We start from the raw sequence: 25,825 nt of genomic DNA, 5'->3' as shown, positions 1-25,825 counted from the left end.
CAGAACAATATGAAAAAACTTTTATTACTATACTTTATAATCTTTCTTACATCTTCTTTTGCGAACAATAATAAAGAAGTTTTATTACTCCATTCGTATCATAAAGGGTATAAATGGAGTGATGATATATCAAAAGCAATCGAAGATAAATTTGCCTCATATGGTAATATAGAACTTACAACTAGATATATGGATACCAAAAGAGTTGTTGGAGGCATATATCTAAATGAACTTGCTGAACTCTACAAAAAACAATTTGAAAATAGAAAATTTGATTTAATCCTTGTAAGCGATAATAATGCCTTTGAATTTATTATAAAGTATCATGATTATCTCTTTCCTAATACTCCTGTACTCTTTTGTGGTATCAATAACTTTGATAAAACTCTTTTAGAAAAAAAGAATATAAAAGAGTATATGTCAGGAGTAGTAGAACAAGTTGATTTAGAGAATAACTTTAAATTGATACATGAACTTCACCCTAAGATGAAGAATCTTGTTATTATAAATGATAAGTCAAAAACAGGTTATGCAATAAAAAGAGATTTAAGACTTATAATAAAAAAATACAAAGATCAATTTAACATAGAATACATAGATCAATTAGATATGGAGACTTTAAAAAATAAAGTTAAAAATTTAAATAAAGATGATGTTTTACTTTTTTTGCTTCTTTTTAAAGATAAAGCAGGGAAAAACTTTACTTATAAAGAGGGTTTAAAACAAATAAAAGAAATAAGTAATAACCCTATTTATGGACTGTGGGATTTTTATCTAAATTATGGAATTGTAGGTGGATTAGTAACATCAGCAACCGCACAAGGTAATAGTGTTGCAAATATGGCTTTACAAGTTTTAAATGGAAAAGATATAAAAGATATTCCTATTTTAGAAAAATCTCCCAATCGATATATTTTTGATTATAACGAACTAAAGAAATTTGATATTTCATTGAATAATATCCATGAAAAATATACAATTTTAAATGAACCAAGCTCATTTTATAAAAAATATACAAAATTTATAGTTATTGTTTTTTCTATAATTTTTATTCTTTCAATCATGGTTATTAGTATGAGAGCCAATATACAAAGAAGAAAAAAACTTGAAAATGACCTTTCAAATCGACTAAAGTTTGAGAAAGTTCTATTAGACACCCTACCTAATGCAATATACTATAAAAATAAAGATGGTAAGTTTATTGGTTCAAACTTAGCTTTTGCAAAATTATTTAACATCACAAAACAAGAAGTTATTGGAAAAACTGCCTTTGACTTTTTTCCAAAAGATATAGCTATAAAAAACATAGAAATAGATGAAAAGATTCAAAAAAGTCAAGAAACAGATACCTCTGAGATAGTCTTACACTTTGCAAACTTACAAATGAAATATTTTATTTTAAATAAAGCTCCATATGAAAATATAAATGGAGAAGTTGGGGGTATTGTTTGTATTATGGATGATATTACAGAGAGAGTTCAACAAAAACAATTCTTAATACAACAAACAAAATTAGCAGAAATGGGAGATATGGTAGCAGCCATTGCACATCAATGGAATGAACCACTAGTTGAACTCTCAGCCTTAGTTCAAGATATACAAACTTCACACATGCTTGAAGAACTGCAAACGCAGGATGTGCAAAGTTTTGTAAAAGATTCAATGGTTCAAATTCAATACATGTCACAAACTTTAAGTGATTTTAGAAACTTTTTAAAACCCTCAACTAAAAAAACAAATTTTTCTGTAAAACAATCTTTTGAAGATATATTAGAAATTGTAGGAAAACAACTCTTCTATTTGAATATTAACATTGAAATAAGTTACCAAGAAAATAATAATGATTTTCTAGTATATGGATATAAAAATGAATTTAAACAAGTATTATTAAACCTTTTAAATAATGCAAAAAATAAAATATCAGACAATTCTTTAGAAAATAAATGCAAAATAATAGTTAATGTTTACACAAATAATAATTACACTATAATAGAAGTAATAGATGATGCAGGTGGAATAGATGAAAAAATAATACACTCTATTTTTGACCCCTATTTCACTACAAAAAAAGATGGTACAGGGATTGGATTATACATGGCAAAAGTAATTATTGAAGATAAAATGAAAGGACAAATGTTTGTCAAAAATGATGAAAACAAAGTTATATTTACAATAAAAATTCCCAAAATGAAAAAGGTTTTACAATGAAAATCTTACTTCTAGAAGATAATACAAAACTTAGTCAAACCATATCTAAAAGACTAGGACTAAAAGGATATAGAGTTGATTCATTTTCTGATGGACAAAAAGCATATGATTCAATATCAAATGGTTATAATTGTTTTTTATTAGATATAAATGTTCCAAATATAGATGGAATAAAAATTCTCAAAAAAATTAGAGAATATTATATAGAAGTACCTATTATAATAATTAGTTCAACTGTAGAACTTGATATTATTAAAGAAGCATATGATTATGGATGTAATGACTATTTAAAAAAGCCTTTTTTTATAGATGAATTAGAAATAAAGATTGAAAAATTATGTAAAATTACAAATAATATTATTATGTTTGATGAAGAGTATTATTTTGATTTTAAATCCTCTTTATTAAAAATAGATAAAGAAGAAGTAAGACTTACAAAAAAAGAGAGACTTCTATTAAATCTTTTTTTAACTAAAAAAAATGAAGTAATTACCTATGCTGCGATAGAAAACTATGTTTGGGAAGGAAACTTTGTTTCACTTGAATCAATAAGAAGCTTGATAAGACGACTTAGAAAAATATTAATAAAAGATTATATCCATACAGTAGTCGATACAGGCTATATATTTAAAATATAAATTTTAGCCTACTTTAAAAAATTAAACTTAAAATATCATTTCATTATCATATTCACAAGTTACAATTTATATGAACAAATAAAAAAGGAGAATATATGAAAATGTTTGGAAAAACAACGAAGTTAATAGTGGCTTCAGTACTACTTGCGGGGATGAGTACTGCTTCATTAGCTGCTGATAAAGTATATAAGTGGAAATTAGCGACAACTTGGGGACCAACGCTACATCCATTTATTGACTCGCCTACAAAAATGGCAGAGTTGGTAGAAAAAATGTCTAATGGGAGACTACAAATTAGAGTAGATGCTGCCAATAAACATAAAGCCGCTCTTGGTATTTTAGATATGGTTAAAGGGGGTCAATATGAGATGGGGCACTCTGCATCATATTATTGGAAAGGTAAAGATATCAATCTTTTACCATTTACAACAATGCCATTTGGTATGACTGCACCTGAGCAATATGCATGGTTCTATTACGGTGGGGGAATGGAATTAATGGAAAAAGCTTATGCACCACATAAAATGCTATCTTTTCCTGGGGGAAATTCAGGAAACCAAATGGGTGGATGGTTTAGAAAAGAAATCAAATCTCTTGATGACCTAAAAGGTCTTAAAATGAGAATCCCAGGTTTTGCAGGGGAAATTATGGCAAAACTAGGTCTTACAGTTACTAACATTGCTCCAGGTGAACTATATACTTCACTTGAAAGAGGAACAATTGATGCATTAGAATGGGTTGGACCTGGAATGGATATAAAAATGGGATTCCATAAAATTGCACCTTATTACTATACAGGTTGGCATGAACCAGCAACTGAATTACAATTTTTAGTAAATAAAAGAGCATATGATAAACTTCCAAAAGATTTACAAGAGATTTTAGTAACAGCAATGAAATTAAGTTCATATGATATGTATATCCAAAACTATGATATGAGTGCAACAGCTTGGGAAGAAATGAAAAAAGATTACCCAAATATTCAAATTAAAACTTTTCCAAAACCAGTTATGGATGCTATGAAAAAAGCAAACAAAGAATTAAGAGAAGAAATGGTTAAAGGACATCCTTTATTAAAAGAAGTTTTAGATTCTCAAGATGCTTATCAAAAGAAAGTTAGAGAATGGACAAAAATGTCAGACTACTTATACTTAAAAGATAATTTATAAGAAGTTTGTTTAATCCCTTTTTTAAGGGATTAAACCTTTTATATATTTAGATAAATGTACTTATAAAGTATATTTATCTGACTTATTTAAAAAACCCAAAGGAATTTTATGCTGTTAAAACTAGAAAAAGGTTTCGATAAATTTGCTGATTTAATTGGAACTATTACTTCTATTGCTATGGTACTTATGATTTTAAATGTCTTTTATGATGTTGTCATGAGATACTTTTTTAGAGATGGAAGTATTGCAATGCAGGAGATGGAGTGGCATCTATTCTCTGTAGTTATACTTTTAGGAATGTCATATACTTTAAAAGAAGATGGTCATGTAAGAGTAGACTTAATCTATGATAGATTAACTGATAGAAAAAAAGCTATGATTAATATGACTGGTGTTATTGCTTTTATATTACCAATCGCAATACTTGTAGGATTAAGTTCAATTAATAATGCCCATGAAGCATACTTGTCAATGGAGCAAAGTGGCGATCCAGGGGGATTACCTTATAGATGGATTGTTAAATCTTTAATTCCTTTATCATTCTTACTTTTAATAATAACATCAATTGGATACTTTATTAAAAATTTAAACATCTACAAAGGACTTCACCCATCAGATGACTATAACCTAAAAGGTGAAATATCAAACCTAAAATGTGATTTAGAACAACATAAATTTCACACTATTGATATCGATGAAAGAGGAGATTCTAAATGATTGGTGTAATCATGTTTTTTACAGCATTATTTATGCTGTTGATTGGATTTCCCGTTGCTTTTACATTTGCTGCTGTTTCAGTATTTTTTGGAATAATAGCAGGAATAGTAGAAATAGGTTTTGATGGTAGTTTACATAGCTTGATTGAAGGTGTTCATGAAGGTATCTTGATGTTTGATTATATGCCTTTTAGAATTTTTGCAATTCAACAAAATACTATTTTAATGGCTATTCCTATGTTTATTTTTATGGGTATTGTTTTACAAAAAACTGGTCTTGCTGAAAAATTACTTGAATCTATGGGATTTTTATTTGGAGAGATTAGAGGTGGAGTTGCAATCTCTACTGTACTTGTAGGAACACTACTTGCTGCTTCTACTGGTGTTGTTGGGGCTTCTGTTGTGGCTATGGGAGTTATTTCACTTCCAGTTATGATGAAATATAAATATAATATTCCTCTTGCTGCTGGAACAATATGTGCTTCTGGAACATTAGGACAAATTATTCCTCCTTCTTTAGTATTAATCATATTAGGTGATGTATTCCAAGTTCCTGTTGGTGATCTGTTTTCATCTGCTGTTTGGCCAGGACTTGCTCTTGTTGGGGCTTATATTCTTTTTATATTAATTGTTTCATATTTTAAAAAAGATATGGCACCAGCTATTCCAAAACATGCAGATATGGGAACAAAAAAACAACAAATAATACAGGCACTTATTGCTATTATTCCTTCACTTACTCTTATTGTTTTAGTTTTAGGTTCTATTTTTGAAGGTGTTGCAACACCAACAGAATCTGCTGCAGTTGGATGTTTAGGAGCAATCTTTCTATCTTTTATGTATAGAACTTTTACAACTGCTATGGTAAAAGAAGCCGCTTTAGAATCTGTTAAAATCACATCAATGGTATTTGCTATTTTAATTGGAGCAACAGCGTTTTCTATGGTATTTTCATATACAGGTGGAGAAGATATTGTTCATGACTTTATGTTGAACTTACCAGGTGGTGATGGAAAATGGTCATTTATAATATTTACAATGTTAGCTATATTATTTTTAGGTTTTTTTATTGATTTTATAGAAATTTCATATATAATAGTACCAATATTAATTCCTGTTTCACAAACATTAGGAATTGACCCAGTATGGTTTGCTATTTTGATAGCTATGAATTTACAGACATCTTTCTTAACCCCACCGTTTGGGTTTGCACTCTTTTATTTAAAAGGTTGTGCCCCAGATGGAGTGAGGACAATAGATATTTATAAAGGTGTTTTACCATTTATTTTAATACAAATAGTTGTATTAGCACTAGTTGCATTCTATCCACAAATATTTGGAATGAGTATTACAAACTAACAAAGAGGGATTATGTCACAATTTTTAGAACTGTTATTAAATATAATTTTAAAGCATCGTGACATAATGCACTCATTTATTAATGACCCACAACAAAGAATATACACAGTACCCAGACTAGAGTAGATAACTCTTTTTGATTTATTAAAGTTATAAAAAATTAAAAAGGATTTCGAATGTTAGAGGGGAAATACAAAGATTTTTTAGAAAGCATTTCTAAAAATATTGAACATAATAGGATTTTTACAGATAAACTACATACTTTAGTTTATGGGACTGATGCATCATTTTATAGACTACTTCCAAAAATTGTAATAAAAGCAGACAATTCAGATGAAGTACAAGTTATCATAAAAGAAGCATATAAAAGAGAGTTACCAATCACTTTTAGAGCAGGGGGAACCTCTTTATCAGGACAAGCAATTAGTGATTCTATTTTGATAATTACATCAAGAAAATTTACTAATTTTAAATTGGCAGAAGATAAAAGTTATATAAGCTTAGAACCAGCAATTACAGGGGAACAAGCAAATAATATATTAAAAGAATTTAATAAAAAAATAGGTCCAGATCCAGCAAGTATAAATGCCGCTATGATAGGTGGAATTGCTGCAAATAATGCTTCAGGTATGTGTTGTGGAACTGCACAAAACTCATATAAAACACTAAAATCAATAAAACTTATTATGGCAGATGGGACAAGACTTGATACAGCCAGTGAAAAATCAAAGAAAGAGTTTAAAAAAGAGCATGGAAAACTTTTAAATGATTTAAAAGAATTATCAAAAATCACTAAAGATAATAAAGAGTTAAGTAAACTTATTGAAAAAAAATATAAGATAAAAAATACCTGTGGTTACTCTTTAAATGCCCTTATTGATTATGAAGATGAATTTGATATTTTGTCTCATTTAATAATTGGAAGTGAAGGTACTTTAGCCTTTATTGAAGAGGTAACTTATAACACAGTTGAAGATTATCCAAATAAAGCAAGTGCTTTAATATTTTTTGAAAATATCAAAGATGCCTGTGATGCAGTAGCAAAACTTAAACTAGCAAAAGATGATAAAAAAATAGTTGTAGATGCTGTTGAACTTATGGATAATAAGGCTTTAAAATCTGTACAAGATAAAGAGGGTATGCCAGAGTATTTAAAAGAGTTCAATAATGAAGTAACAGCTTTATTAGTGGAAACAAGAGCTAGTAAAAAAACAAACTTAACTCAACAAACAAAAGAGATAGAGACTCTTTTAAGTGAATTTACAACTGTAAGAGAGATAGAATTCACTTCAAAAGTAGAAGAATATACACTTTTTTGGAAAATAAGAAAAGGTCTTTTTCCAGCTGTAGGAGCTGTACGAAAAATAGGAACAACAGTTATTATTGAAGATGTTGCTTATCCAATAGAATCTTTGTCAGAAGCAACATTAGAACTTCAATCTATGTTTGAAAAACATGGTTACCACGAAGCACTTATTTTTGGACATGCATTAGATGGAAATTTTCACTTTGTATTTACACAAGATTTCAATGACGAAAAAGAGATTAAAAGATACGATGAATTTATGAATGATGTTACAAATTCTGTTGCCCTAAAATACCAAGGTAGCTTAAAAGCAGAGCATGGTACAGGTAGAAACATGGCTGCATTTATAGAGTTAGAATGGGGGAAAGCTGCATTTAATATGATGGAAAGTATTAAAAATATATTTGACCCAAGTGGTATTTTAAATCCAGGTGTAATTATAAATCATGATAAACAAGCCCATTTAAAAAACCTAAAACCATTGCCACAAACAAATGATTTAGTTGATACATGTATTGAGTGTGGATTCTGTGAGCCGATGTGTCCTTCAAATGCCATTACTTTTACTCCTAGACATAGAATTGTAGCAAATAGAGAAATAAGTAGATTAAAATCAATTGGTGAACAAAAAGAAGCTGATGAATTAAAAGAAGCATATGTATATGATGGCTTAGAAACCTGTGCAACATGTAGCTTATGTTCAACTGCTTGTCCAGTTGGAATTGATACTGGAGCTCTTACGAAGTATCTAAGACATGAAAGAATAACTCCAACTCAAGATAAGATTGCAACATTTATTGCAAATAACTTTTCTACAACATTAAGTGCTATGAGAGTAGGGTTAAAAGGTGCAAATCTTGTTCACAATTTAGTAGGTACTTCTTTAATGAGTGGAATGACAAGTAGCTTTAGAAGACTTCTAGGAATACCAAAATGGAGTGCAACATTACCAAGTGGTTTAAGTATAAATAAAAAATTTGTAAATAAAGCAAGTGATAAAAAAGTAGTCTATTTCCCTTCTTGTCTAAGTAGAACTATGGGACAAAGTAGTTTTTCTCAAGAAGAGAAAAACCTATATGATACAACAGTTGAAGTTCTTCAAAAAGCAGGTTTTGAAATTATATTACCAAAAGAGCTTGAAGAGTTATGTTGTGGAATGCCTTTTTCTTCAAAAGGATTTAAAAAACAAGCTGAACATAAATCAATACAACTAGAACAAGCTTTAATAGATGCAAGCGCTAACGGTGAATATCCTATTCTTTGTGATACTAGTCCTTGTACTAAAAAGATGCACGAAAGTTTTATTAGCGATATCAAGATTTATGAACCTATTGAATTTTGTTTAGACTATGTAGTAAATGAATTAGAACTTACAAAAATAGATGAACCAATAACAATTCATTCAACTTGTAGTTCAAGAAAAATGGGTATACATGAAAAATTTATTGATCTTGCAAAATTATGTGCAAATGAAGTAATAGTTCCAACAGATGTAAAATGTTGTGGATTTGCAGGGGATAGAGGATTTAATTTCCCTGAACTAAATGATTCAGCACTTAACAAACTAAAAGAGCAAACATCAAGAGCAAAACTTGCATTTTCTACATCAAAAACTTGTGAAATAGGTTTAAGTGAGCATTCAGGGCTTGACTATAATTCGATTTTATATTTAGTAAATAGATGTAGTTCTACAAAAGTTTAAAAACACAACTTTCATCAAACAAATATTTTACCAACTTTGTGGTAGAATATTTGCTTTATAAAAAAGGATTAAACGATGAAAGATAAGCAAATTAAACTTTTTGCTAAAAGAGTTCTTTTTACTTTGATGGCAACATTTACATTTTCAAATGCACAAATGATAGATGCCTTAGCTTTAACAGTAAACGATGAACCAATAACTACAAATGATATAAATGAAAAAATGGCAGAAACTAAATTGAAAAAAGCAGATGCTGTTAGTGAATTGATTGATGAAATTTTGTATAATCAAGAGCTTGAAAAACAAAATATAACAGTTGATATTTTTGAAGTTAATGATTATTTGGAAAAATTAGCTGCATCTAATGGTATGGATTTATATACATTCAAATCAATCCTTAGACAAAAGAATAAAGACTTTGATAAGTTTGAAGAGAACATAAAAAAAGAGATTATGAAGAAAAAACTTGCAGCAAAGCTAGTAAGAGGGAATATTCCAGTTGCTACAGAAGAAGATTTAAAGATTTATTATGACAATAACCAAGCAATGTTTACGACTGCATCAAAGATAAATGTAACACAATATGCTAGTAAGAATAAAAGATCTTTAATAACAATATCTCAAAACCCAATGGCAATTTTAAATGATGTTGTAAAAAAAGACTTTACTTTAGAACAAGATAAATTAAACCCACAATTAAAATTCCTTTTAAATGATACACAAGATGGTACTTTTACACCAATTTTTACAGCAGATAGAACCTTTGTAATGTTTTTTGTAAAAAACAAAAGTGGAGTTACAACTCTAAAATTTGATGAAGTAAAAGAGAAAATTTTTAATGCACTAATGGGTGAAAGAGAACAAAAATTCTTAAAAGAATATTTTGAAAAATTAAAATTAACAGCTGATATAAAAGTGATAAGATAAAGGAAATAGATGTTTGAAGTAATAATAGGTCTTGAGGTACATGTACAACTGAACACAAATAGTAAACTTTTTTGTTCATGTGCAACTAGTTTTGGAGAAGATCCAAATACAAATGTATGTCCTACTTGTTTAGGTCTTCCAGGTGCTCTTCCTGTCTTAAATAAAGAAGCAGTGCATAAAGCAATTATGCTAGGAACTGCATTAAAATCAAAAATTAACCAAAAATCTATTTTCAATAGAAAAAATTACTTCTATCCCGACTTACCATCTGGTTACCAAATATCTCAATTTGAAGTTCCAGTTGTAGGGCTTGGAGAATTAGTTATTGATTTTCCTGATGGAAGCCAAAAAACTATTGGAGTAACAAGAGCTCACCTAGAAAATGATGCGGGTAAAAGTATTCATGCAGGAAGTGAATCTCATGTGGATTTAAATAGAGCTGGAACACCTTTACTTGAAATAGTAAGTGAACCAGATATGAGAACTGCACAAGAGGCAATTTTATATCTTAAAAAACTTCACTCAATAGTAAGATACCTTGGAATTAGTGATGCTAATATGCAAGAGGGAAGCTTTAGATGTGATGTTAATGTTTCTATTAGACCAAAAGGTGATACAAATCTTTATACAAGATGTGAAATTAAAAATATGAACTCATTCAAGTTTATTGAAAAAGCAATTGCTTATGAAGTAAATAGACATATTGAAGCTTGGGAAGATGGAATTCATGATACTGAGATTGTACAAGAAACAAGACTATTTGATCCAGAAAAGGGTGAAACTAGATCTATGAGAGGTAAAGAAGATGCTGCTGATTATAGATATTTTCCAGACCCAGATTTAAGACCTGTAATTATTACAGATGAAATGATGGGAAAATATTCTCAAATCCCAGAACTTCCAGATGAGAAAAAAGCTAGATTTGTAAAAGAGTATGGAATCAAAGACTATGACGCAAGTGTTATTACAAGTCAACTTGAGATGGCTCACTTTTTTGAAGAGATGTTAGAAGAAGGAATTAGTGGTAAAAATGCAGTTACTTGGTTAACAGTTGAACTACAAGGAAGATTAAACGATTCACTTACAACTTCACCAGTTGATGCTAAAAAACTAGCAACAATAGTTAAAAGAATTGAAGACAATACTATCTCGGGAAAAGCAGCTAAAGAAGTACTTGATTATCTAATGGAAAATGATACAAATGTTGATAGTGTTATTGAAAAGCTAGGATTAAAACAAGTATCTGATGATGGTGCTTTACTTGCTATGATTGATGAAATTTTATCTAATAACCAAGATAAAGTTGAAGAATACAAAGCAGGAAAAGAAAAAATGTTTGCCTTCTTTGTAGGTCAAACTATGAAAGCTAGTAAAGGTACTGCAAACCCTCAAAAAGTAAGTGAACTTTTGAAACAAAGATTAGCATAAACAAAGTAGGGAATCTCTACTTTGTAAATTTTATTTAAATACCTAATAAAAAAATTATTTATCATCACTTCTTTCAATATTTAACAAAAGTTTTTCTAATAAATCATAAAAAATAGTTATCTCTTCTTCTGAGAGATTTGCTATAGTCTTTTTCCTAAATAAATTAAGTATTTCTTCTGTTTTATTTAAAACATCTTTTCCAAAAGAAGTTAAAGTAATAAACTTTATTCTTTTGTCCTCTTTCGTATATTTTCTTGTAATATAACCTTTTCTTTCTATAACATCTAAAGTCCGAGATACGGTTGTTTTATCTTTTTTAAGATATTGACTAAGTTCATTTTGAGAAACTTTATTGTTGTTATCAATAACTTCAAGAATTGCTCTTTGTTCAGGTGCAATATCAAATTCTTTTAAATCGTTTGATAAAGATTGGTTAATTTTATATGCAGTTTGTGTTACTTTGTGAGGAAGAGATACCTTTTTTATATCTTTCATTAAAACTCCTTGCATAATAGTTGCGTATACAACTTTATACTTACCTTAAATATTTTTTTTTAATCTAAAAAATAAAGCAAAAATATTTAAAAGCAATATTTAGCTATTATTTCTATATTATTTAATTTTATTGAAGGTATTTTATGAAAAGAATCGCAGTAATAGGAGCAGGGAAATGGGGGCAAGCCTTACATTTTGCTCTTAGTTTAAAACAAGAAGTTTATATAACATCAAGAACAAAAAAGGATATTAAAAACTTTGTTGATTTAAAAACTGCAATGGAATGTGAATACCTAATAATAGCTATTCCAGCCCAAGAGATAAAAAATTGGTTAAAAGAAAACTTTATTTATAAAGGACAAAAAGTACTTGTAGCATCCAAAGGGATTGAAGCATCAAGTGGAAAATTTCTTAATGAAATATATGAAAAGTTTGTACCAAACAAAAATATTGGTTTTATTTCAGGTCCTTCTTTTGCAGCAGAAGTTATAAAAGCCTTACCAGCAGCAATAGTTATAAACTCAAAATCAAAAAAATTATATGATGAATTTAGCCAATTTTTTCCAGAATATTTAAAAACTTACCACTCAAAAGATATAATTGGTGCAGAAATAGCAGGTGCTTATAAAAATGTATTAGCTATAGCAAGTGGTATTTGTGATGGCTTAAAACTTGGAAATAATGCAAGAGCCTCTTTGATTTCTAGAGGCTTAGTAGAAATGGCAAGATTTGGTAAAGAGTTTGGGGCAAAAAAATCTACTTTTTTAGGATTAAGTGGAGCAGGTGATCTATTTTTAACAGCTAGTTCTACTATGAGTAGAAACTATAGAGTAGGGCTAGGCTTAGCACAAAATAAAAAACTTGAAGAGATTTTAGAAGAGTTGGGAGAAGTAGCAGAAGGTGTTAAAACAGCAGAAGCTATATATAGACTATCCAAACAATACAATATCTATACGCCAATAGCAAATGAAGTAAAAAAAATACTTGATGGCAAAGAACCAATAGATAGTTTAAAAGACTTATTAAAAAGTTAAAATGCAAATAATCCCTTTTACTCATTTAGCCTATTCAATTTTACCCCTTTTTATTGTGTGGTATTATTATAAAAAATGGACAAATGAAAAATATGAGATAATCACCTCCACTATTAGAATGGTAATACAACTTCTAATAATAGGGTATTTCTTAATTTATTTGTTTAAAGAAAAAAATGATTTTGTTGGTTTATTAATCATAATTTTTATGATTACAGTATCAACTTGGATTGCTTTAAGAAATACCCAAGATAAATCACTTAATCACTACAGCAAAATATTTTTATCAATTGCAATATCTGGAATAATACATCTTATTTTAATCATAGCTTTTGTACTTGACTTACATACTCTTTATGAACCAAGATATGTAATACCAATAGCAGGAATGATATTTGCAAATACAATGAATGCACTATCTTTAGCAATTGAAAGGTATGAAAAAGAACTAAGTAGAGATGTTTCTTTTGAGAAAGCAAGAGAAGTAGCCTTTAATGCCTGTTTAATACCCCAAATAAACTCTTTACTTGCAGTTGGACTGGTTTCCCTACCTGGAATGATGACAGGGCAAATACTCTCTGGTATTGACCCTTTGATTGCGGTTAGATATCAAATCATGATTATGACTATGGTTTTATCAAGTGCAGGGATTAGTGCAATAATATACTTCACACTAAAAAGAAAAGATATCTAATTTATAAATCCTTGTTTTTATGAATTTCACCCCACAAATATAGTTGTTTTAATATTGGTTTTAATGTTTTCCCATAATCAGTCAAGGAATATTCAACCTTTGGTGGAACGACAGGATAAACTTCACGATGAACTATTCCATCTTCTTCTAACTCTCTTAACTTTTGTATCAACATCTTTTGTGTCGTTCTTGGAAGAAGTCTTTGTAATTCACTAAATCTTTTTGTTTCACTTTTTAAATACCATAAAATTAGTATTTTCCACTTTCCAGCTAAAGCATCAAGTGCTGTTTCTACAGGACATTTTTCAATAATTTCTTGAAAATCTTTATCAATTCTTTTAGTCATTGTTCACTCCATAGTATCTTTTTAGTAAGTACATTTACTTTTAGTAAGTTCTTGACCTTTTAACACATTTTAACTAAACTTTCTAAATGTTAACTTTAAAGGAGTAAAAATGGGACATGTAAAGATTTTAAAAGACAACTGTATCAAATGGGGAAGTATGATACTAGTTTCTTTTGTATTAATGACAAATGCAAAAGCAGGTGATTTACCAACTTTCTTGGATAAAAAAGATATTTTAAACGCAAACTTTGAATGTCTTGGAACAACAACTAAGTATTCGAAAGAAGAACAAAAATATGTAGACATCCTTTGGGATGAAACATTAAAGTATTTAAATGCTTATGCAATTGCCTTAACTAATTCTAAGGAGAATAATTGCCGAAATTCCGATGAAGCAATGTATGACACAAGTGCAGGTATCAAAAAAATGTGTATTATGGATAGAAGAGATATGAAGTTAATGGTAAAAAATATTTATCAAGTTATAAATAATCCAGATAAAGCAAAAGCCTGCTTTAGTGCAAGGGAAGATGTAAATTGGATATATAGTCCAGGAGGAGAGTTAGAAGAAAAATCTCCAGTTGCAAAATGGCTAAAAAGAACTACTTATGAAGAGTTTTTTAACAAAAAAGTGAAGAATAAAGAAGTAAAAAAATTAGGACTTGAATTTACAAAGAACTTCTATAAAATGGTAACAGGAGATGAAGTAAAAATGCCTTTAGTTTTCCCTTATGATATTAGTGCTAACTCACTTCCAAATCTTTGGGCATCGGTTGGTTGGTTTCCAATGTATGCAGAAGAGAGCAAACGAAATGAAAAAAACTTCTTAAATATACGAGGAGGTTATGCATATGGGGAAGTATTTGGACCATGGGGTTTACTAAGAGTTGAAAAAATAAATGGACAAGAAGTAGGTGCAGAAGTGGGTATGACAGTTCAATCTGTTAATACTTTTTACCCATATCACAACCATGCTATTTCAGAGATTTATTATAATATGAGAGTTCCAGCTTGTGTAAAAGAGTTTAAAAGTTTTGCAATAAGAGAAGACTCACCTTTATTAAAAACTGTAGAAGTAACTGACAAAATGAGAAAAGTTCAATTTGATTCAGGACAAGCACATGAGCATGATATGTGGCTAGATAGTAGTTATAAAAAAGATCCACTTATGTATTTTCACCAAAATACAATACATGCTTTTGAAGTTGATGGAAATTGTGAAGCAAAACCAGAAGAAAGAGCAATAGTATCGGTTTGGGCAAGAAGTAATGCCAATGATAAAAGAAATGATTATGGAACAACATTATTGTGTGAATCAGCAAAAAATCCTAATACACCTGCGAAAAGAGGCGAGATGATTCAATGTGAATTAACACACACAAAATGGTAATAGTATCTTTTTAGATAGTACATTTCTTTTTTGTAAGTTCTTGCTAGAAGATAATATTTATGATAAACTAAAAAAAACAAAGGATAATTATGAAAGCATATATAGTAGAAAAATTAGAAGATAAAAAATTTCAATCAGGATTAAAAGAAATAGACATCCCTTCAATTGGAGAAAATGAAGTTTTAATAAAAGCGACATACTCTTCACTTAATTACAAAGATGCATTAAGTTCAGTTGGAAACCCAGGAGTAACTAGAAATTTTCCTCACGTAACAGGTATTGATGTTGCAGGTGTAGTTGAAGAGTCAAACTCAAATAAATTTTCTGTAGGAGAAAAAGTTTTAGTAACTGGTTATGACCTTGGTATGAATACAGATGGTGGTCATCAAGAGTTTGTTAAAGTTCCAGATTCTTGGGTAGTTAAGATTCCAGATAATATAACAGACAAGGAAATCATGACTTATGGAACAGCTGGATTAACAGCTGCTTTAAGTGTAAATGAATTACTTAATAATGGAATTACAGAAGGAAATATTTTAGTTACAGGAGCTACAGGTGGAGTTGGGAGTATTGCAATAAGTATATTACATAAACTTGGATTTAATACAACTGCGATTAGTGGTAAAGAGGATAAAATACCATTCTTAAAAGATTTAGGTGCAAGTGAAGTTATCCTAAGAGGTGACTTTGATGTTGAAAATAAAAGACCAATGGGAAGTGAAAAGTTTGATGGAGTAATTGATACAGTTGGTGGAAATATTTTAGCAGAAGCATTAAAAATAGTTAGATATGATGGAGTGGTTACTTGTTGTGGATTAACTTCTTCTTTTGCATTAAATACAAATGTATTTCCATTTATTTTAAGAGGTGTTAGACTTATTGGTATTGATTCAGTTGAATGCAAAATTGAGAAAAAAATTGCTGCTTGGGAAAAAATTGCAAGTGATTTTAAAATAGAAAATTTAGCACAACTTACAAATGAAATATCTTTGGATGAGATAAAAGATGCATATGATGCATTACTTGCGGGTAAAGCTTCAGGGAGATTTTTAGTAAAAATATAATATTATAGAGTCTAATTATTCCAAAATAAAGAGACTCTATGAATATAAGAAAAAAAGTAATTTATAGTTTTATAGTTTTAATCCTATTTATTCTTTCTATTAGTTCTCTTAGTTTAATAACAACATATCACATGAAAGAGAACTCTAGTTTTGCAAAGGAAGTTTCAAAATTAATCATTATCCAAGAAGATATGAATGAACTTATTAATTTAGCAACAGTAGAAAACTCCAGCAATAATTTAAATGAAATAAAAAAGAATTTCAACGCTTATGAAAAAAACTTTGAACATTTAAAAAGTGAAATTCTTAAAAAAAATGAAAAAGATTTTGTAGATAGTATTCTAACTAATATTCGTCAAAATAAATATATTACAAACTATTTAAATAAACTATTTGTAAATGAACATACTATTGAATTAATTTTTGATGAAGTATATAATTTTCAAAAAAAACATATTTTCAATAATAATTTATTCAAAAATATCTATCCAAAAGAAAATGATACACGAAATACATTACAAGACCTTATCTTTCAAACAAATAATCTTTCATTAATCCAAGAGTTTGGTAACTTGAAATATTATAGTAAAGAGACTCTTTACCAACACAAAGATGAAGTAAGATTCAAAAAATGGCTAAATTCTATAAATAAAATCATGCAAGAATTAAATAAAGATGAAGAAGATTTATTAAACTTATTTAATAACTACAAAAAGACAGTAAAAGAAGTTGGTACAGTAGCTATAAATATAAACCTTATAGAAAATCAAGAAAAAACATTAATACAAAAACTTATTTCTATACTAAAAGAAAATAAACAAGTCTCTATTTCTATTGAAACAAAAATAGAAGAGATTACTAGTCAATTCTTAAATAAAGTATCAACATTAGAGTTTATTTTAGTGATGAGTATTATTTTAATTACATTTATTTTGACCTTGTATATTACTTCAAGACTTACATTAATAATCAAAAAGCTAAAAATTGGTGTACAAAAATTGAAAAATGGAGACTATAATGTAAACATAGTCATAAATGAAGATAAAGAGTTTAATGAAATAGCTAAAACATTTAATAATATGTCTAAAAATATTAAAGAGAACCAAGATACACTAGAAGAAAAGATAAAAATAAGAACAAATGAACTACAAACCGCTTTAATAAATATTCAAAATCAAAAAGATATTTTAGAAAATTTATCAAATAAACTTGCAAAATATCTCTCTCCTCAAATATTTGAATCTATTTTTAGTGGAAAACAAGATGTACAATTAGAATCAAAAAGAAAATACCTAACAGTATTCTTCTCAGACATCAAAGGATTTACTGACTTAACAGATACAATAGAAACAGAATCCTTAACTCAACTTTTAAATGAGTACTTGGATATTATGTCAAGTATTGCCATAAAACATGGAGGAACCATAGATAAGTATATAGGTGATTCTATTATGATTTTCTTTGGAGACCCACTTTCAAATGGTAAAGTGGAAGATGCAGTTTCTTGTATAAATATGGCTATTGAGATGAAAGAAGAGATGGGACGATTGAGAATTAAATGGCAAAAAGATGGAATAACTAAACCCTTTCACATAAGAATGGGAATAAATAGTGGTTATTGTACAGTTGGAAATTTTGGTTCTAAAAATAGACTTGACTATACGATTATAGGAGGAGTTGTAAATTTAGCTTCAAGGCTAGAAGCAAATGCAAGCCCCGATGAGATTTTGATCTCAAAAGAAACATACATGTTTATTAAAGATAGTGTAAAATGTACTAAGAAAGAAGAATTAAATGTAAAAGGAATATCTCATCCTATACAAACCTATGAAGTACTTTCAAATAGTAGTAATAGTACAATTATAGAAGAGCAAAGTGGATTCAATCTGATTTTAGATTTAAATGAGATTGATAAAAGTAATGTTATTAGTACTTTAAAAAATACAATTTTAAGTATTGAGAAAAATAGTTAAAGATTTTTTAGGTAAAATAATCAAAATATATAACATATAAAAAAGAGAGTTTCATGCAACAATTTTTAGTAGAAGCAAAAAAAACAAGCAGACATATCTCTACACTTAGTGGTGAAATAAAAAACAAAGTTCTAAATCAAATGGCTGAAGCTATTATTGAACACTGCGATTATATAATTAGCCACAATGAAAAAGATATGGAAAATGCAAGAGTAAACAACCTAGATGAAGCATTAAAAGATAGACTACTTCTAACAGGTGATAGAGTAATGGCTATGGCAAAAGCTATAAAAGAAATAGCAGCACTAAAAGAACCAGTAGGAAGAACACTAGATGGTTGGGTTACAGAAGATGGTTTAAATATTCAAAAAGTCTCTATTCCAATTGGAGTTATAGGTATCATTTATGAAAGCAGACCAAATGTTACAAGTGACACAGCAGCACTTTGTTTTAAAAGTGGAAATGTTTGTGTTCTAAAAGGTGGAAAAGAAGCAGAACATTCAAATAAAGCAATAGCAACAATTTTACGAAAGGTATTAGATGACAATGCTCTTCCACAAAATGCCATTTCATTACTTCCTGATTCTTCAAGAGAAGGTGTAGCTTTTTTAATAAAACAAGATAAATATGTGGACTTAATAGTTCCAAGAGGTGGAGAAGCCTTAATAAAATATGTAAGTGAAAATGCTACTGTTCCTGTTGTAAAACATGATAAGGGAGTTTGCCATACATATATTGATAAAGATGCAAACCATGAAAAAGCAATAGCAATATCTGTAAATGCAAAATGCTCAAGACCAAGTGCATGTAATGCTTTAGAAACACTTCTAATTCATAAAGATGTAGCTGCATATATTTTGCCACCATTACATGAGGCATTTATGCAAAATGGTACGGAACTAAGAGGTTGTGCGGTTACAAGAAATTTTATTGATATACATAGTGCAAGTGAAAATGACTATGATACAGAATACCTAGCAAACATCTTATCTATAAAAGTTGTAAAAGATATAGATGAGGCAATAACGCATATTGCAAAACATGGTTCGGGTCACTCAGAAGCAATAATAAGTGAAAACTACAGTAGTATAAATAAGTTTTTAGATGAAGTAGATTCTGCTTGTGTATATGCAAATGCAAGTACTAGATTTACAGATGGTGGAGCTTTTGGACTAGGAGCTGAAGTTGGTATTTCTACAAATAAACTTCACTCAAGAGGACCAATGGGGATAAATGATCTCACAACTTTCAAATTTAAAGTTTATGGGAACGGACAAATAAGATAGGAACGCTCCTATCTTTGTGATAAAGCTAACTTTACAGCCAATCCACCTAACACAAAAGAAGTCAAGATATTCATATACTTTACGATACTTGGTTTTTGTACTAATTTTGCACTTAAAAGATTTCCCGCGATTCCAATAGATGAAAAGACAATAATAGTCAAAGCCATAAAAACTAAACCTAAAATTATCATTTGCATAGGAACACTTCCATTTTGAGGACTAACAAATTGTGGTAAAAAAGCCAAGAAAAATATAGAAACCTTTGGATTTAAAATATTCATAAAGAAGCCTTTTAAATAGAGTTTTTTTAGCTCATTTGATGAGTTTTGCACTGATAAATCAAGGGGTTCATTTCTATACTTGAAAGCTTGAAAAGCAATATACAATAAATAAGCAGCACCTGCAAATTTTACAATATTGAAAGCTATTTCTGAAGTTTTAAAAATCACAGATATACCAAAAGCTGCTGCACTTGTATGAATAATAAGACCTGAGCATAAGCCTAAAGTGGTAACAATAGCTGCTTTTTTACTTTTTGTCATACCTTGGGTTAAAACATAGATATTATCAGGACCAGGAGCCAAACACAATAAAAATGAAGCAAATATAAACATGTAAAGATTTGTAAGTTCTATCATTAATTTCCTTTTTTAAATTATAACTACTCTTAGCTTTAACAAATACAAACACTAGCAAATGTAATATAAATACTTTTTTGATATAATCACAATAAAAAAGCGAAGAAAATGATAAATAAAAGTATTTTTAGAGAGTATGACATTAGAGGAATTGTAGGAGCTGAACTAAATGAACAAAGTTCAAAACTTATAGGTTATTTTTTGGGATTAGAAACTATAAAAAGAACCAATGTACAAGAGCCAGTGGTAGTTATTGGTTATGATGCAAGAACTCACTCACCTGAACTATTTAATTATTTAACATCTGGATTTAACAAAGCTGGTTGCAAAGTTTTAGGTATGGGAATGGTTGCAACAGGAGTTAATTATTTTGCTTCTTTTCAAGAGTTTGATGGAGAGAAACCAAATGCTTCTGTGATGATAACAGGTAGCCACAATCCAAGTCCTTATAATGGCTTTAAAATAACTATTAACAATGCACCATTTTTTGGTGAAGATATTTATTCTATGGGTGAAGAAATCACAAACAATGAAAATATGATTATCGAAAATGCTAATACATATAAAGAAATAGATGTAAAAAGTATCTATAAAAACTATATGATAGCAGAATTTGCCCACTTAAAAGGTATGAAACAAAAGCTAATTATTGATTGCGGAAATGGTGTTGCGGATACTGTTTTAACAGATATTTTAGATGCCTTAGAATTAAATTATGATGCACTATATTGTGAACCAGATGGAACTTTTCCAAATCATCATCCAGATCCAAGTGAAGAAAAAAATCTAAAAGATGTAATTGAAAAACTAAAAGGTGATTATGAGTATGGTTTTGCTTATGATGGAGATGCTGATAGAATTGCATTTTTAACTAAAAATCATAATGTAAAAGGTGACATCATGGCACTGCTTTTTGCAAAAACCATGAAAAACCCAGTAATCATTGGTGAAGTTAAATGTACTCAAATCATGTATGATAGAATCAATGAAAGTGGCACTGCTGTTATGTATAAAACAGGGCATTCAAACCTAAAAGTAAAACTAAAAGAGCTAAATGCAGATATGGCAGCAGAAGTATCTGGACATATCTTTTTCAATGATAGATATTATGGTTTTGATGATGCTATTTATGCTACATTTAGACTTTTAGAACTTATTTTTAATGGCATGGATATAGATAAAGAGATAGACTCATTACCAAAGGTATATTCAACAGAAGAGATAAAAGTAGAGACAACAGACGAAGAAAAATTTGATTTAATGCACCAAATCAAAAAAAATCTAATAACAGTAGGAGATGATTTTCCTAAAATCTTAGATATCATAGAAGTTGATGGAGTAAGAGTAATATTTGAACAAGGTTGGGGACTAATAAGAGCATCAAATACAACACCCGTACTTGTTACAAGATTTGAATCAACAGACCTAGAAGTTGCAAAACTTTATGAAACAAAACTAAATGAATTAATAATAAGAAGTAAAAATGAACTTAGTAACTCTTCAAACTAAACCTAGTACAAACTTTCAAGATAATTTGAATCATCTTGAAGAACTTATTTTACAAACACCAAAGGACTCTTTTATTTTAGCTCCTGAGTTATGTCTTACAGGATATGCCTATGGACGAATAATAGAAGCAGGAAAGTTTACAAGAACAGCAATAGATAAGCTAACCCAACTCTCAAAAGACAGAACTATAAGTCTTACTATGACAAATAAAGAGTGTGAAGAGTACTTCAACACTTTTTATATTTTTCATAAAGGTAAAATAATACATAAGCAGTCAAAAATAAAACTTTTTGCGATAAATGATGAAAATAAATATTTTGAAAGTGGAAGAGAAGAAGACATAAAGATATTTGAAATTGATGGTTTAAAAATAGGTGTTCTTATCTGTTTTGAACTTAGATTTTTAGACTATTGGCAAAAACTGCAAGGTGCTGATATTATCCTTGTGCCAGCTATGTGGGGTTCAAAAAGAAAAGAAAATTATGAAACTTTATGTAGAGCCCTAGCTGTTGCAAATCAATGTTTTGTAATAGCTAGTGATAGTTCTGATGACTCTTGTGCTAAAAGTTCAGCTATTATCACTCCTTTTGGAGATGTAACGATAGATGATAACAAAGAACTTATCTCTAAGAATATTGACCTAAAAGAGATAAAACTCATGAGAAAATATTTAGATGTGGGCATAAAATAATATGAAGGTTTTATTTGTATGTTTAGGAAATATATGTAGATCACCACTTGCAGAAGCTATTGCAAAAGAGTATGCCAAAAAAAATGATTATAACATAGAAGTTGATTCTTGTGGAACAGGTTCTTGGCATATAGGGGAAGCACCTTGTCCTGATTCTCAAAAAATAGCAAAAATAAAAGGTCTTGATATCTCAAATTATAAAGCCAGACAAGTAAAAAAAGAAGACTTTAAAAAGTTTGATTTAATAGTAGGGCTTGATTCTAAAAATATCGCTTCGTTAAGAGAATTAGGATGTAAAAATCCACTCTTAATAGGTGACTTTGGATATGAAGGAAAAGATGTTCCTGACCCTTATTTTTTTGATGGGTTTGAAGGTTTTGATAAAGTTTTTGAGATGATTGAAACTTGTATTAAGAATCTAATAAAAGAAAAGATAGAAAAGTAAGCTCTATCTTTTTATAATTTCTTTTGCTTTTTCTACCCATTGTTCTTCTATAACTCTATTATCAATAGAAAAGTATTCTTCTATCCAGTCAATATTCTTTTCGCTCCACTTAGCAATTTGTTCTATATGAAAGATTCCCAAAGCATTTAGTTTATTTTCCATTTGATGGTCGATTCCTTCAATTGCTTTTAAATCATCTTTCCCTGTAGGTCTTGGGTTTCCTAAAATAAAAGGTTTATTATATATATTTCCTGGTTTTCTCAAAATAGGATTTATCTCATAAGAGACTTGTCTTTTTTTGTATCTTAGTTTTCCTATTAAGAATCCTATATACATTGCAAGTATAGCAACAGATAGTAACCAAAAAACTATTTTTGAAGCGATTATCAACATACTTATTCCTCTATTATCTTAAATTCAACTCTTCTATTCTCAGAAGAGTAACCATTTTTATTATTTGGTACTAAAGGTTGAGATTCTCCATAACCTTTAGCACTTATTCTATCTTTAGGAACACCCAGTTTTTCTAACTCTTTTTTTACACTTTTTGCTCTTTCTAAAGATATCCACTGATTAACTTCAGCTTCACCTTTAGCATCAGTGTGTCCACCTACTTCTATCTTAACATCTTTATTATTTAATAAGATCTTTGCTATTTGCTGAACAACTTTAAAACTTTCATCTGTTATATCTGTACCCAATCTTTTAAAATATATTTTATCTTTAGATACGACTTGATTTATCTCTTCTTGAGTTTTTATATTTTTATTTATTTTAGGTTCAATTATTTTTTCTTCTGTTTTTTTAGGTTGAATTTTCCGAGAAAGTTCTTCTATTTTTTTATCTTCTGGTATTATTACTTTTGGTGTATCTGAAACTTCTTTTTTTTCATCTATTAGAACATCACCATTTTCTATTTCAGGTTTTTCTAATTCATCGACTTTCTTTTGGTCTTCATTTGTATCTTCTTCAATAACAGCATCATCTTTTTGCTCTTCATTTATTATAGGTTCAACTTCTTTTTGTTTTTCTTCTACAAATTCATGTTTATTGTTATCTATTTTTTCCAAAGGAATTATTTTTTCTATATTGGAAGGAGTGTAAAAAGTATTTGTTCCAAATTTATCTTGATTTATATATAAATATACACAAGCAACCATAATTGCTATTAGAAGAAATGACAAAAAAATTATTTGTTTTAGAATACTCATGCAACTCTCTTTAGTTAAATCTATTAATTGTATCTAAAAAAATTATATTTTTCAACAAAAAATAATAATATTAATAACAAAATAAACTAATTCTTATAATAAATAATTAATTTAGTATTTAATTTAAAAAGAAATATTATTATAATTTGATAATTCTATTAAATTCTTATCAGGATCTCTTATATAAATAGACTTTATATTTCCCATTGCACCTGTTCGAGAAACTATTCCTTCTATGATTTCTATATCCTTTGATTCTAAGAACTCTTTTACTTCTTCAACCGGAGTATCCACTACAAAACACAAATCAGCACTTCCTTCTTTTACATTAAAAGCTTTTGGCTCAAACTCATGACCTAATTCATGAAGATTTATCTTTGACTTTCCAAATTTTAAAGCAATTCGTGAGCCTTTGAAAACTTCTTTTTCCATGCCTAAAATTTGAGTATAAAATTTTACAGTGACATCTATATTTTTGACAGTTAGTACAAAATGGTCTAAGTGGTTTATTTTTATCATAAAAAATTATAGCAAAATAAGTTAATTTACTAGTATAAGTTATATGAAAAATTAATTTTTTTCATATAACTTTAAAATCATATTATTCCATTTTCCTTCTTTTGTATCTTGTGTTTGCCAAAGATTATTTTCTAGTTCAATAAACTTTTTACTCTCTTCTGTTCCTATGTCAGCAATAGCTTTTAAGGCCATAGCTCTATCTTGCCAAAGTTTTGCATTTCTATAAATACTTGTTAAATATAAAAATTCTTTTTCTCCACCTAATAAACCTACTACTGCAATAGATGCTAATCTCAAATATTCATCAGAATTATTATTATAAGATTTTACGAAATCAAGTGCTTTTTCATTATTTGAAAAACCTAATTCATACATATTTATATAATTTAAACTATCTTTTGTATTTATACCAGTTTCTATTTTATTTACTATCTCTGTAACTTTTTCATCACTTAATTGGTAATTGAAATACGCCTTATTAATTTTTGCTACAACTTCTTTTACCATAAGCATAATAGGTTCATTAAAACAAGGATCAATAATCTCTTCTGCTGCCCAAATTGGTACTTTCCCTCTTTTTACTACAGATGTAAATACTTTTTCTTCATTACCTATATTTGCTGTTACTTTCAACATAGAGATTGTAACAATAGGAGAAAATCCAGAACTTCTATGAGTAAATATTTCAAACTTCTTTAAAATCAGTGATTCTTTTGATTTATCATTAAAGTTAATTGGTAATTTTCTTGCTTGAAGTTCACTTTTTATTGCATTTGACATAAAAATATATGACTCAAGGCTTTTATCGTCTTTTTCCAAAAATATTGCTTTTTCAAAGATTCCCGTTACTATTTGAGGTGTTTCCCCTAGCCCATCCTTAAAACTAACATTAATATTGTCTTTTTTTTCTAAAGAAGGTACATAAACATTTTCAGATTCTGAAACAGTTTTTAATGATACTTTTAAAGTACAAGCTTGAAAAGAAAAAATAATAGTTAAAACTATTGTAATTTGTCCCATTAATTTAAATTTATTTTTCATTATTTCTCCTGTTTGTTTAATATAATTTAGTTATAT

Annotated in this window: 24 protein-coding genes; 17 read left to right on the top strand and 7 right to left on the bottom strand. The window is 28.7% G+C overall.

What is annotated here, in order from left to right; genetic code table 11:
• Positions 1-9: 9 nt before the first annotated feature.
• The 8 genes from ACNI3D_RS00620 (at position 10) to gatB (ending at position 11,453) form a co-directional block, all read left to right on the top strand.
• Entirely contained in the window at positions 10-2,208 is a 2,199-nt protein-coding gene (locus tag ACNI3D_RS00620; protein ID WP_419767907.1) for an ABC transporter substrate binding protein, read from the top strand.
• A complete protein-coding gene (locus ACNI3D_RS00615; RefSeq protein ID WP_129100284.1) occupies positions 2,205-2,846 on the top strand; it encodes a response regulator transcription factor in 642 nt (213 codons plus the stop codon). Before ACNI3D_RS00620 ends, ACNI3D_RS00615 begins: the two co-directional genes overlap by 4 nt.
• 95 nt (positions 2,847-2,941) lie before the next feature.
• Positions 2,942-4,015 (top strand): TRAP transporter substrate-binding protein, encoded by a 1,074-nt coding sequence (locus ACNI3D_RS00610; RefSeq protein WP_129100285.1) that lies wholly within the window; start codon positions 2,942-2,944, stop codon positions 4,013-4,015.
• 108 nt (positions 4,016-4,123) lie between these two features.
• Positions 4,124-4,732 carry a TRAP transporter small permease subunit gene (locus ACNI3D_RS00605; RefSeq protein ID WP_129100286.1) on the top strand — a complete coding sequence of 203 codons (609 nt, stop codon included), beginning with the start codon at positions 4,124-4,126 and terminating at the stop codon, positions 4,730-4,732.
• The gene (locus tag ACNI3D_RS00600) at positions 4,729-6,090 is read left to right on the top strand and encodes a TRAP transporter large permease (RefSeq protein ID WP_419767906.1); all 1,362 of its coding nucleotides are present in this window, start codon (positions 4,729-4,731) and stop codon (positions 6,088-6,090) included. The genes ACNI3D_RS00605 and ACNI3D_RS00600 overlap by 4 nt, the downstream gene beginning before the upstream one ends.
• A 176-nt stretch (positions 6,091-6,266) precedes the next feature.
• Positions 6,267-9,098, top strand: coding sequence for an FAD-binding and (Fe-S)-binding domain-containing protein (locus tag ACNI3D_RS00595; protein ID WP_419767905.1), 2,832 nt, complete (start codon positions 6,267-6,269; stop codon positions 9,096-9,098).
• A gap of 75 nt (positions 9,099-9,173) precedes the next feature.
• The gene (locus ACNI3D_RS00590) at positions 9,174-10,025 is read left to right on the top strand and encodes a peptidylprolyl isomerase (protein WP_419767904.1); all 852 of its coding nucleotides are present in this window, start codon (positions 9,174-9,176) and stop codon (positions 10,023-10,025) included.
• A 9-nt stretch (positions 10,026-10,034) separates the two neighbouring features.
• Positions 10,035-11,453, top strand: coding sequence for an Asp-tRNA(Asn)/Glu-tRNA(Gln) amidotransferase subunit GatB (gene gatB, locus ACNI3D_RS00585; protein ID WP_419767903.1), 1,419 nt, complete (start codon positions 10,035-10,037; stop codon positions 11,451-11,453).
• A gap of 54 nt (positions 11,454-11,507) precedes the next feature.
• Here gatB and ACNI3D_RS00580 read toward each other — a convergent pair whose 3' ends face one another.
• The gene (locus ACNI3D_RS00580; protein ID WP_164969741.1) at positions 11,508-11,948 is read right to left on the bottom strand and encodes a MarR family winged helix-turn-helix transcriptional regulator; all 441 of its coding nucleotides are present in this window, start codon (positions 11,946-11,948) and stop codon (positions 11,508-11,510) included.
• A 143-nt stretch (positions 11,949-12,091) separates the two neighbouring features.
• Between ACNI3D_RS00580 and ACNI3D_RS00575 the strand changes: the two genes are divergently transcribed.
• Complete coding sequence (locus ACNI3D_RS00575; RefSeq protein WP_419767902.1) at positions 12,092-12,982, top strand: NAD(P)H-dependent glycerol-3-phosphate dehydrogenase; 891 nt, start codon at positions 12,092-12,094, stop codon at positions 12,980-12,982.
• Between the two features lies 1 nt (position 12,983).
• On the top strand, positions 12,984-13,676 hold the full coding sequence (locus ACNI3D_RS00570; RefSeq protein WP_419767901.1) for an ABC transporter permease: 693 nt from the start codon (positions 12,984-12,986) through the stop codon (positions 13,674-13,676).
• A gap of 1 nt (position 13,677) precedes the next feature.
• On the opposite strand, the gene ACNI3D_RS00565 is transcribed toward ACNI3D_RS00570, so the two are convergent.
• Positions 13,678-14,022, bottom strand: coding sequence for a winged helix-turn-helix transcriptional regulator (locus tag ACNI3D_RS00565; RefSeq protein ID WP_419767900.1), 345 nt, complete (start codon positions 14,020-14,022; stop codon positions 13,678-13,680).
• A gap of 109 nt (positions 14,023-14,131) precedes the next feature.
• Between ACNI3D_RS00565 and dddY the strand changes: the two genes are divergently transcribed.
• From dddY to ACNI3D_RS00545, 4 genes are all read left to right on the top strand, one after another.
• Positions 14,132-15,412, top strand: a complete 1,281-nt coding sequence (gene dddY, locus ACNI3D_RS00560; protein ID WP_419767899.1) for a dimethylsulfoniopropionate lyase DddY — start codon at positions 14,132-14,134, stop codon at positions 15,410-15,412.
• 89 nt (positions 15,413-15,501) lie between these two features.
• Complete coding sequence (locus ACNI3D_RS00555) at positions 15,502-16,476, top strand: YhdH/YhfP family quinone oxidoreductase (protein WP_419767898.1); 975 nt, start codon at positions 15,502-15,504, stop codon at positions 16,474-16,476.
• A gap of 38 nt (positions 16,477-16,514) precedes the next feature.
• Entirely contained in the window at positions 16,515-18,449 is a 1,935-nt protein-coding gene (locus ACNI3D_RS00550) for an adenylate/guanylate cyclase domain-containing protein (RefSeq protein WP_419767897.1), read from the top strand.
• A gap of 53 nt (positions 18,450-18,502) precedes the next feature.
• The gene (locus ACNI3D_RS00545) at positions 18,503-19,735 is read left to right on the top strand and encodes a glutamate-5-semialdehyde dehydrogenase (protein ID WP_419767896.1); all 1,233 of its coding nucleotides are present in this window, start codon (positions 18,503-18,505) and stop codon (positions 19,733-19,735) included.
• Between the two features lie 8 nt (positions 19,736-19,743).
• On the opposite strand, the gene ACNI3D_RS00540 is transcribed toward ACNI3D_RS00545, so the two are convergent.
• Positions 19,744-20,373 (bottom strand): LysE family translocator, encoded by a 630-nt coding sequence (locus tag ACNI3D_RS00540; protein WP_129100298.1) that lies wholly within the window; start codon positions 20,371-20,373, stop codon positions 19,744-19,746.
• 108 nt (positions 20,374-20,481) lie between these two features.
• Between ACNI3D_RS00540 and ACNI3D_RS00535 the strand changes: the two genes are divergently transcribed.
• Genes ACNI3D_RS00535 through ACNI3D_RS00525 form a run of 3 tightly spaced genes read left to right on the top strand, consistent with a single transcriptional unit; the run spans position 20,482 to position 23,018 of the window.
• The gene (locus ACNI3D_RS00535; protein ID WP_419767895.1) at positions 20,482-21,882 is read left to right on the top strand and encodes a phosphomannomutase/phosphoglucomutase; all 1,401 of its coding nucleotides are present in this window, start codon (positions 20,482-20,484) and stop codon (positions 21,880-21,882) included.
• Positions 21,857-22,573, top strand: a complete 717-nt coding sequence (locus tag ACNI3D_RS00530; RefSeq protein ID WP_129100300.1) for a carbon-nitrogen hydrolase family protein — start codon at positions 21,857-21,859, stop codon at positions 22,571-22,573. Before ACNI3D_RS00535 ends, ACNI3D_RS00530 begins: the two co-directional genes overlap by 26 nt.
• Before the next feature lies 1 nt (position 22,574).
• A complete protein-coding gene (locus ACNI3D_RS00525; protein ID WP_419767894.1) occupies positions 22,575-23,018 on the top strand; it encodes a low molecular weight protein-tyrosine-phosphatase in 444 nt (147 codons plus the stop codon).
• A gap of 3 nt (positions 23,019-23,021) precedes the next feature.
• Here the strand turns inward: ACNI3D_RS00525 and ACNI3D_RS00520 are convergent, their stop codons facing one another.
• The 4 genes from ACNI3D_RS00520 to ACNI3D_RS00505 form a co-directional block, all read right to left on the bottom strand.
• On the bottom strand, positions 23,022-23,411 hold the full coding sequence (locus ACNI3D_RS00520) for a helix-hairpin-helix domain-containing protein (protein ID WP_129100302.1): 390 nt from the start codon (positions 23,409-23,411) through the stop codon (positions 23,022-23,024).
• Between the two features lie 2 nt (positions 23,412-23,413).
• Positions 23,414-24,229: an OmpA family protein gene (locus ACNI3D_RS00515; protein WP_419767893.1), complete on the bottom strand. Its 816-nt coding sequence runs from the start codon at positions 24,227-24,229 to the stop codon at positions 23,414-23,416.
• Positions 24,230-24,352: 123 nt separating this feature from the next.
• Complete coding sequence (locus tag ACNI3D_RS00510) at positions 24,353-24,748, bottom strand: VOC family protein (RefSeq protein ID WP_419767892.1); 396 nt, start codon at positions 24,746-24,748, stop codon at positions 24,353-24,355.
• 51 nt (positions 24,749-24,799) lie between these two features.
• Positions 24,800-25,789 (bottom strand): hypothetical protein, encoded by a 990-nt coding sequence (locus tag ACNI3D_RS00505; RefSeq protein ID WP_419767891.1) that lies wholly within the window; start codon positions 25,787-25,789, stop codon positions 24,800-24,802.
• Positions 25,790-25,825: the final 36 nt, after the last annotated feature.

Source organism: Arcobacter siniprincipis (SeqCode) (genome assembly GCF_048571125.1).
Lineage (GTDB): Bacteria > Campylobacterota > Campylobacteria > Campylobacterales > Arcobacteraceae > Arcobacter > Arcobacter siniprincipis.
This window is presented reverse-complemented; position numbering and strand designations above follow the sequence as displayed.

Excerpts from the sequence above, each read along its gene's own strand:
- ACNI3D_RS00575 (WP_419767902.1), top strand. The coding sequence starts at position 12,092 with ATGAAAAGAATCGCAGTAATAGGAGCAGGGAAATGGGGGCAAGCCTTA.
- ACNI3D_RS00530 (WP_129100300.1), top strand. The coding sequence starts at position 21,857 with ATGAACTTAGTAACTCTTCAAACTAAACCTAGTACAAACTTTCAAGAT.
- ACNI3D_RS00540 (WP_129100298.1), bottom strand. The coding sequence starts at position 20,373 with ATGATAGAACTTACAAATCTTTACATGTTTATATTTGCTTCATTTTTA.
- ACNI3D_RS00570 (WP_419767901.1), top strand. The coding sequence starts at position 12,984 with ATGCAAATAATCCCTTTTACTCATTTAGCCTATTCAATTTTACCCCTT.
- ACNI3D_RS00605 (WP_129100286.1), top strand. The coding sequence starts at position 4,124 with ATGCTGTTAAAACTAGAAAAAGGTTTCGATAAATTTGCTGATTTAATT.
- gatB (WP_419767903.1), top strand. The coding sequence starts at position 10,035 with ATGTTTGAAGTAATAATAGGTCTTGAGGTACATGTACAACTGAACACA.
- dddY (WP_419767899.1), top strand. The coding sequence starts at position 14,132 with ATGGGACATGTAAAGATTTTAAAAGACAACTGTATCAAATGGGGAAGT.
- ACNI3D_RS00600 (WP_419767906.1), top strand. The coding sequence starts at position 4,729 with ATGATTGGTGTAATCATGTTTTTTACAGCATTATTTATGCTGTTGATT.
- ACNI3D_RS00595 (WP_419767905.1), top strand. The coding sequence starts at position 6,267 with ATGTTAGAGGGGAAATACAAAGATTTTTTAGAAAGCATTTCTAAAAAT.
- ACNI3D_RS00510 (WP_419767892.1), bottom strand. The coding sequence starts at position 24,748 with ATGATAAAAATAAACCACTTAGACCATTTTGTACTAACTGTCAAAAAT.
- ACNI3D_RS00525 (WP_419767894.1), top strand. The coding sequence starts at position 22,575 with ATGAAGGTTTTATTTGTATGTTTAGGAAATATATGTAGATCACCACTT.
- ACNI3D_RS00555 (WP_419767898.1), top strand. The coding sequence starts at position 15,502 with ATGAAAGCATATATAGTAGAAAAATTAGAAGATAAAAAATTTCAATCA.
- ACNI3D_RS00520 (WP_129100302.1), bottom strand. The coding sequence starts at position 23,411 with ATGTTGATAATCGCTTCAAAAATAGTTTTTTGGTTACTATCTGTTGCT.
- ACNI3D_RS00610 (WP_129100285.1), top strand. The coding sequence starts at position 2,942 with ATGAAAATGTTTGGAAAAACAACGAAGTTAATAGTGGCTTCAGTACTA.
- ACNI3D_RS00615 (WP_129100284.1), top strand. The coding sequence starts at position 2,205 with ATGAAAATCTTACTTCTAGAAGATAATACAAAACTTAGTCAAACCATA.
- ACNI3D_RS00535 (WP_419767895.1), top strand. The coding sequence starts at position 20,482 with ATGATAAATAAAAGTATTTTTAGAGAGTATGACATTAGAGGAATTGTA.
- ACNI3D_RS00565 (WP_419767900.1), bottom strand. The coding sequence starts at position 14,022 with ATGACTAAAAGAATTGATAAAGATTTTCAAGAAATTATTGAAAAATGT.
- ACNI3D_RS00545 (WP_419767896.1), top strand. The coding sequence starts at position 18,503 with ATGCAACAATTTTTAGTAGAAGCAAAAAAAACAAGCAGACATATCTCT.
- ACNI3D_RS00580 (WP_164969741.1), bottom strand. The coding sequence starts at position 11,948 with ATGAAAGATATAAAAAAGGTATCTCTTCCTCACAAAGTAACACAAACT.
- ACNI3D_RS00505 (WP_419767891.1), bottom strand. The coding sequence starts at position 25,789 with ATGAAAAATAAATTTAAATTAATGGGACAAATTACAATAGTTTTAACT.
- ACNI3D_RS00515 (WP_419767893.1), bottom strand. The coding sequence starts at position 24,229 with ATGAGTATTCTAAAACAAATAATTTTTTTGTCATTTCTTCTAATAGCA.
- ACNI3D_RS00590 (WP_419767904.1), top strand. The coding sequence starts at position 9,174 with ATGAAAGATAAGCAAATTAAACTTTTTGCTAAAAGAGTTCTTTTTACT.
- ACNI3D_RS00620 (WP_419767907.1), top strand. The coding sequence starts at position 10 with ATGAAAAAACTTTTATTACTATACTTTATAATCTTTCTTACATCTTCT.
- ACNI3D_RS00550 (WP_419767897.1), top strand. The coding sequence starts at position 16,515 with ATGAATATAAGAAAAAAAGTAATTTATAGTTTTATAGTTTTAATCCTA.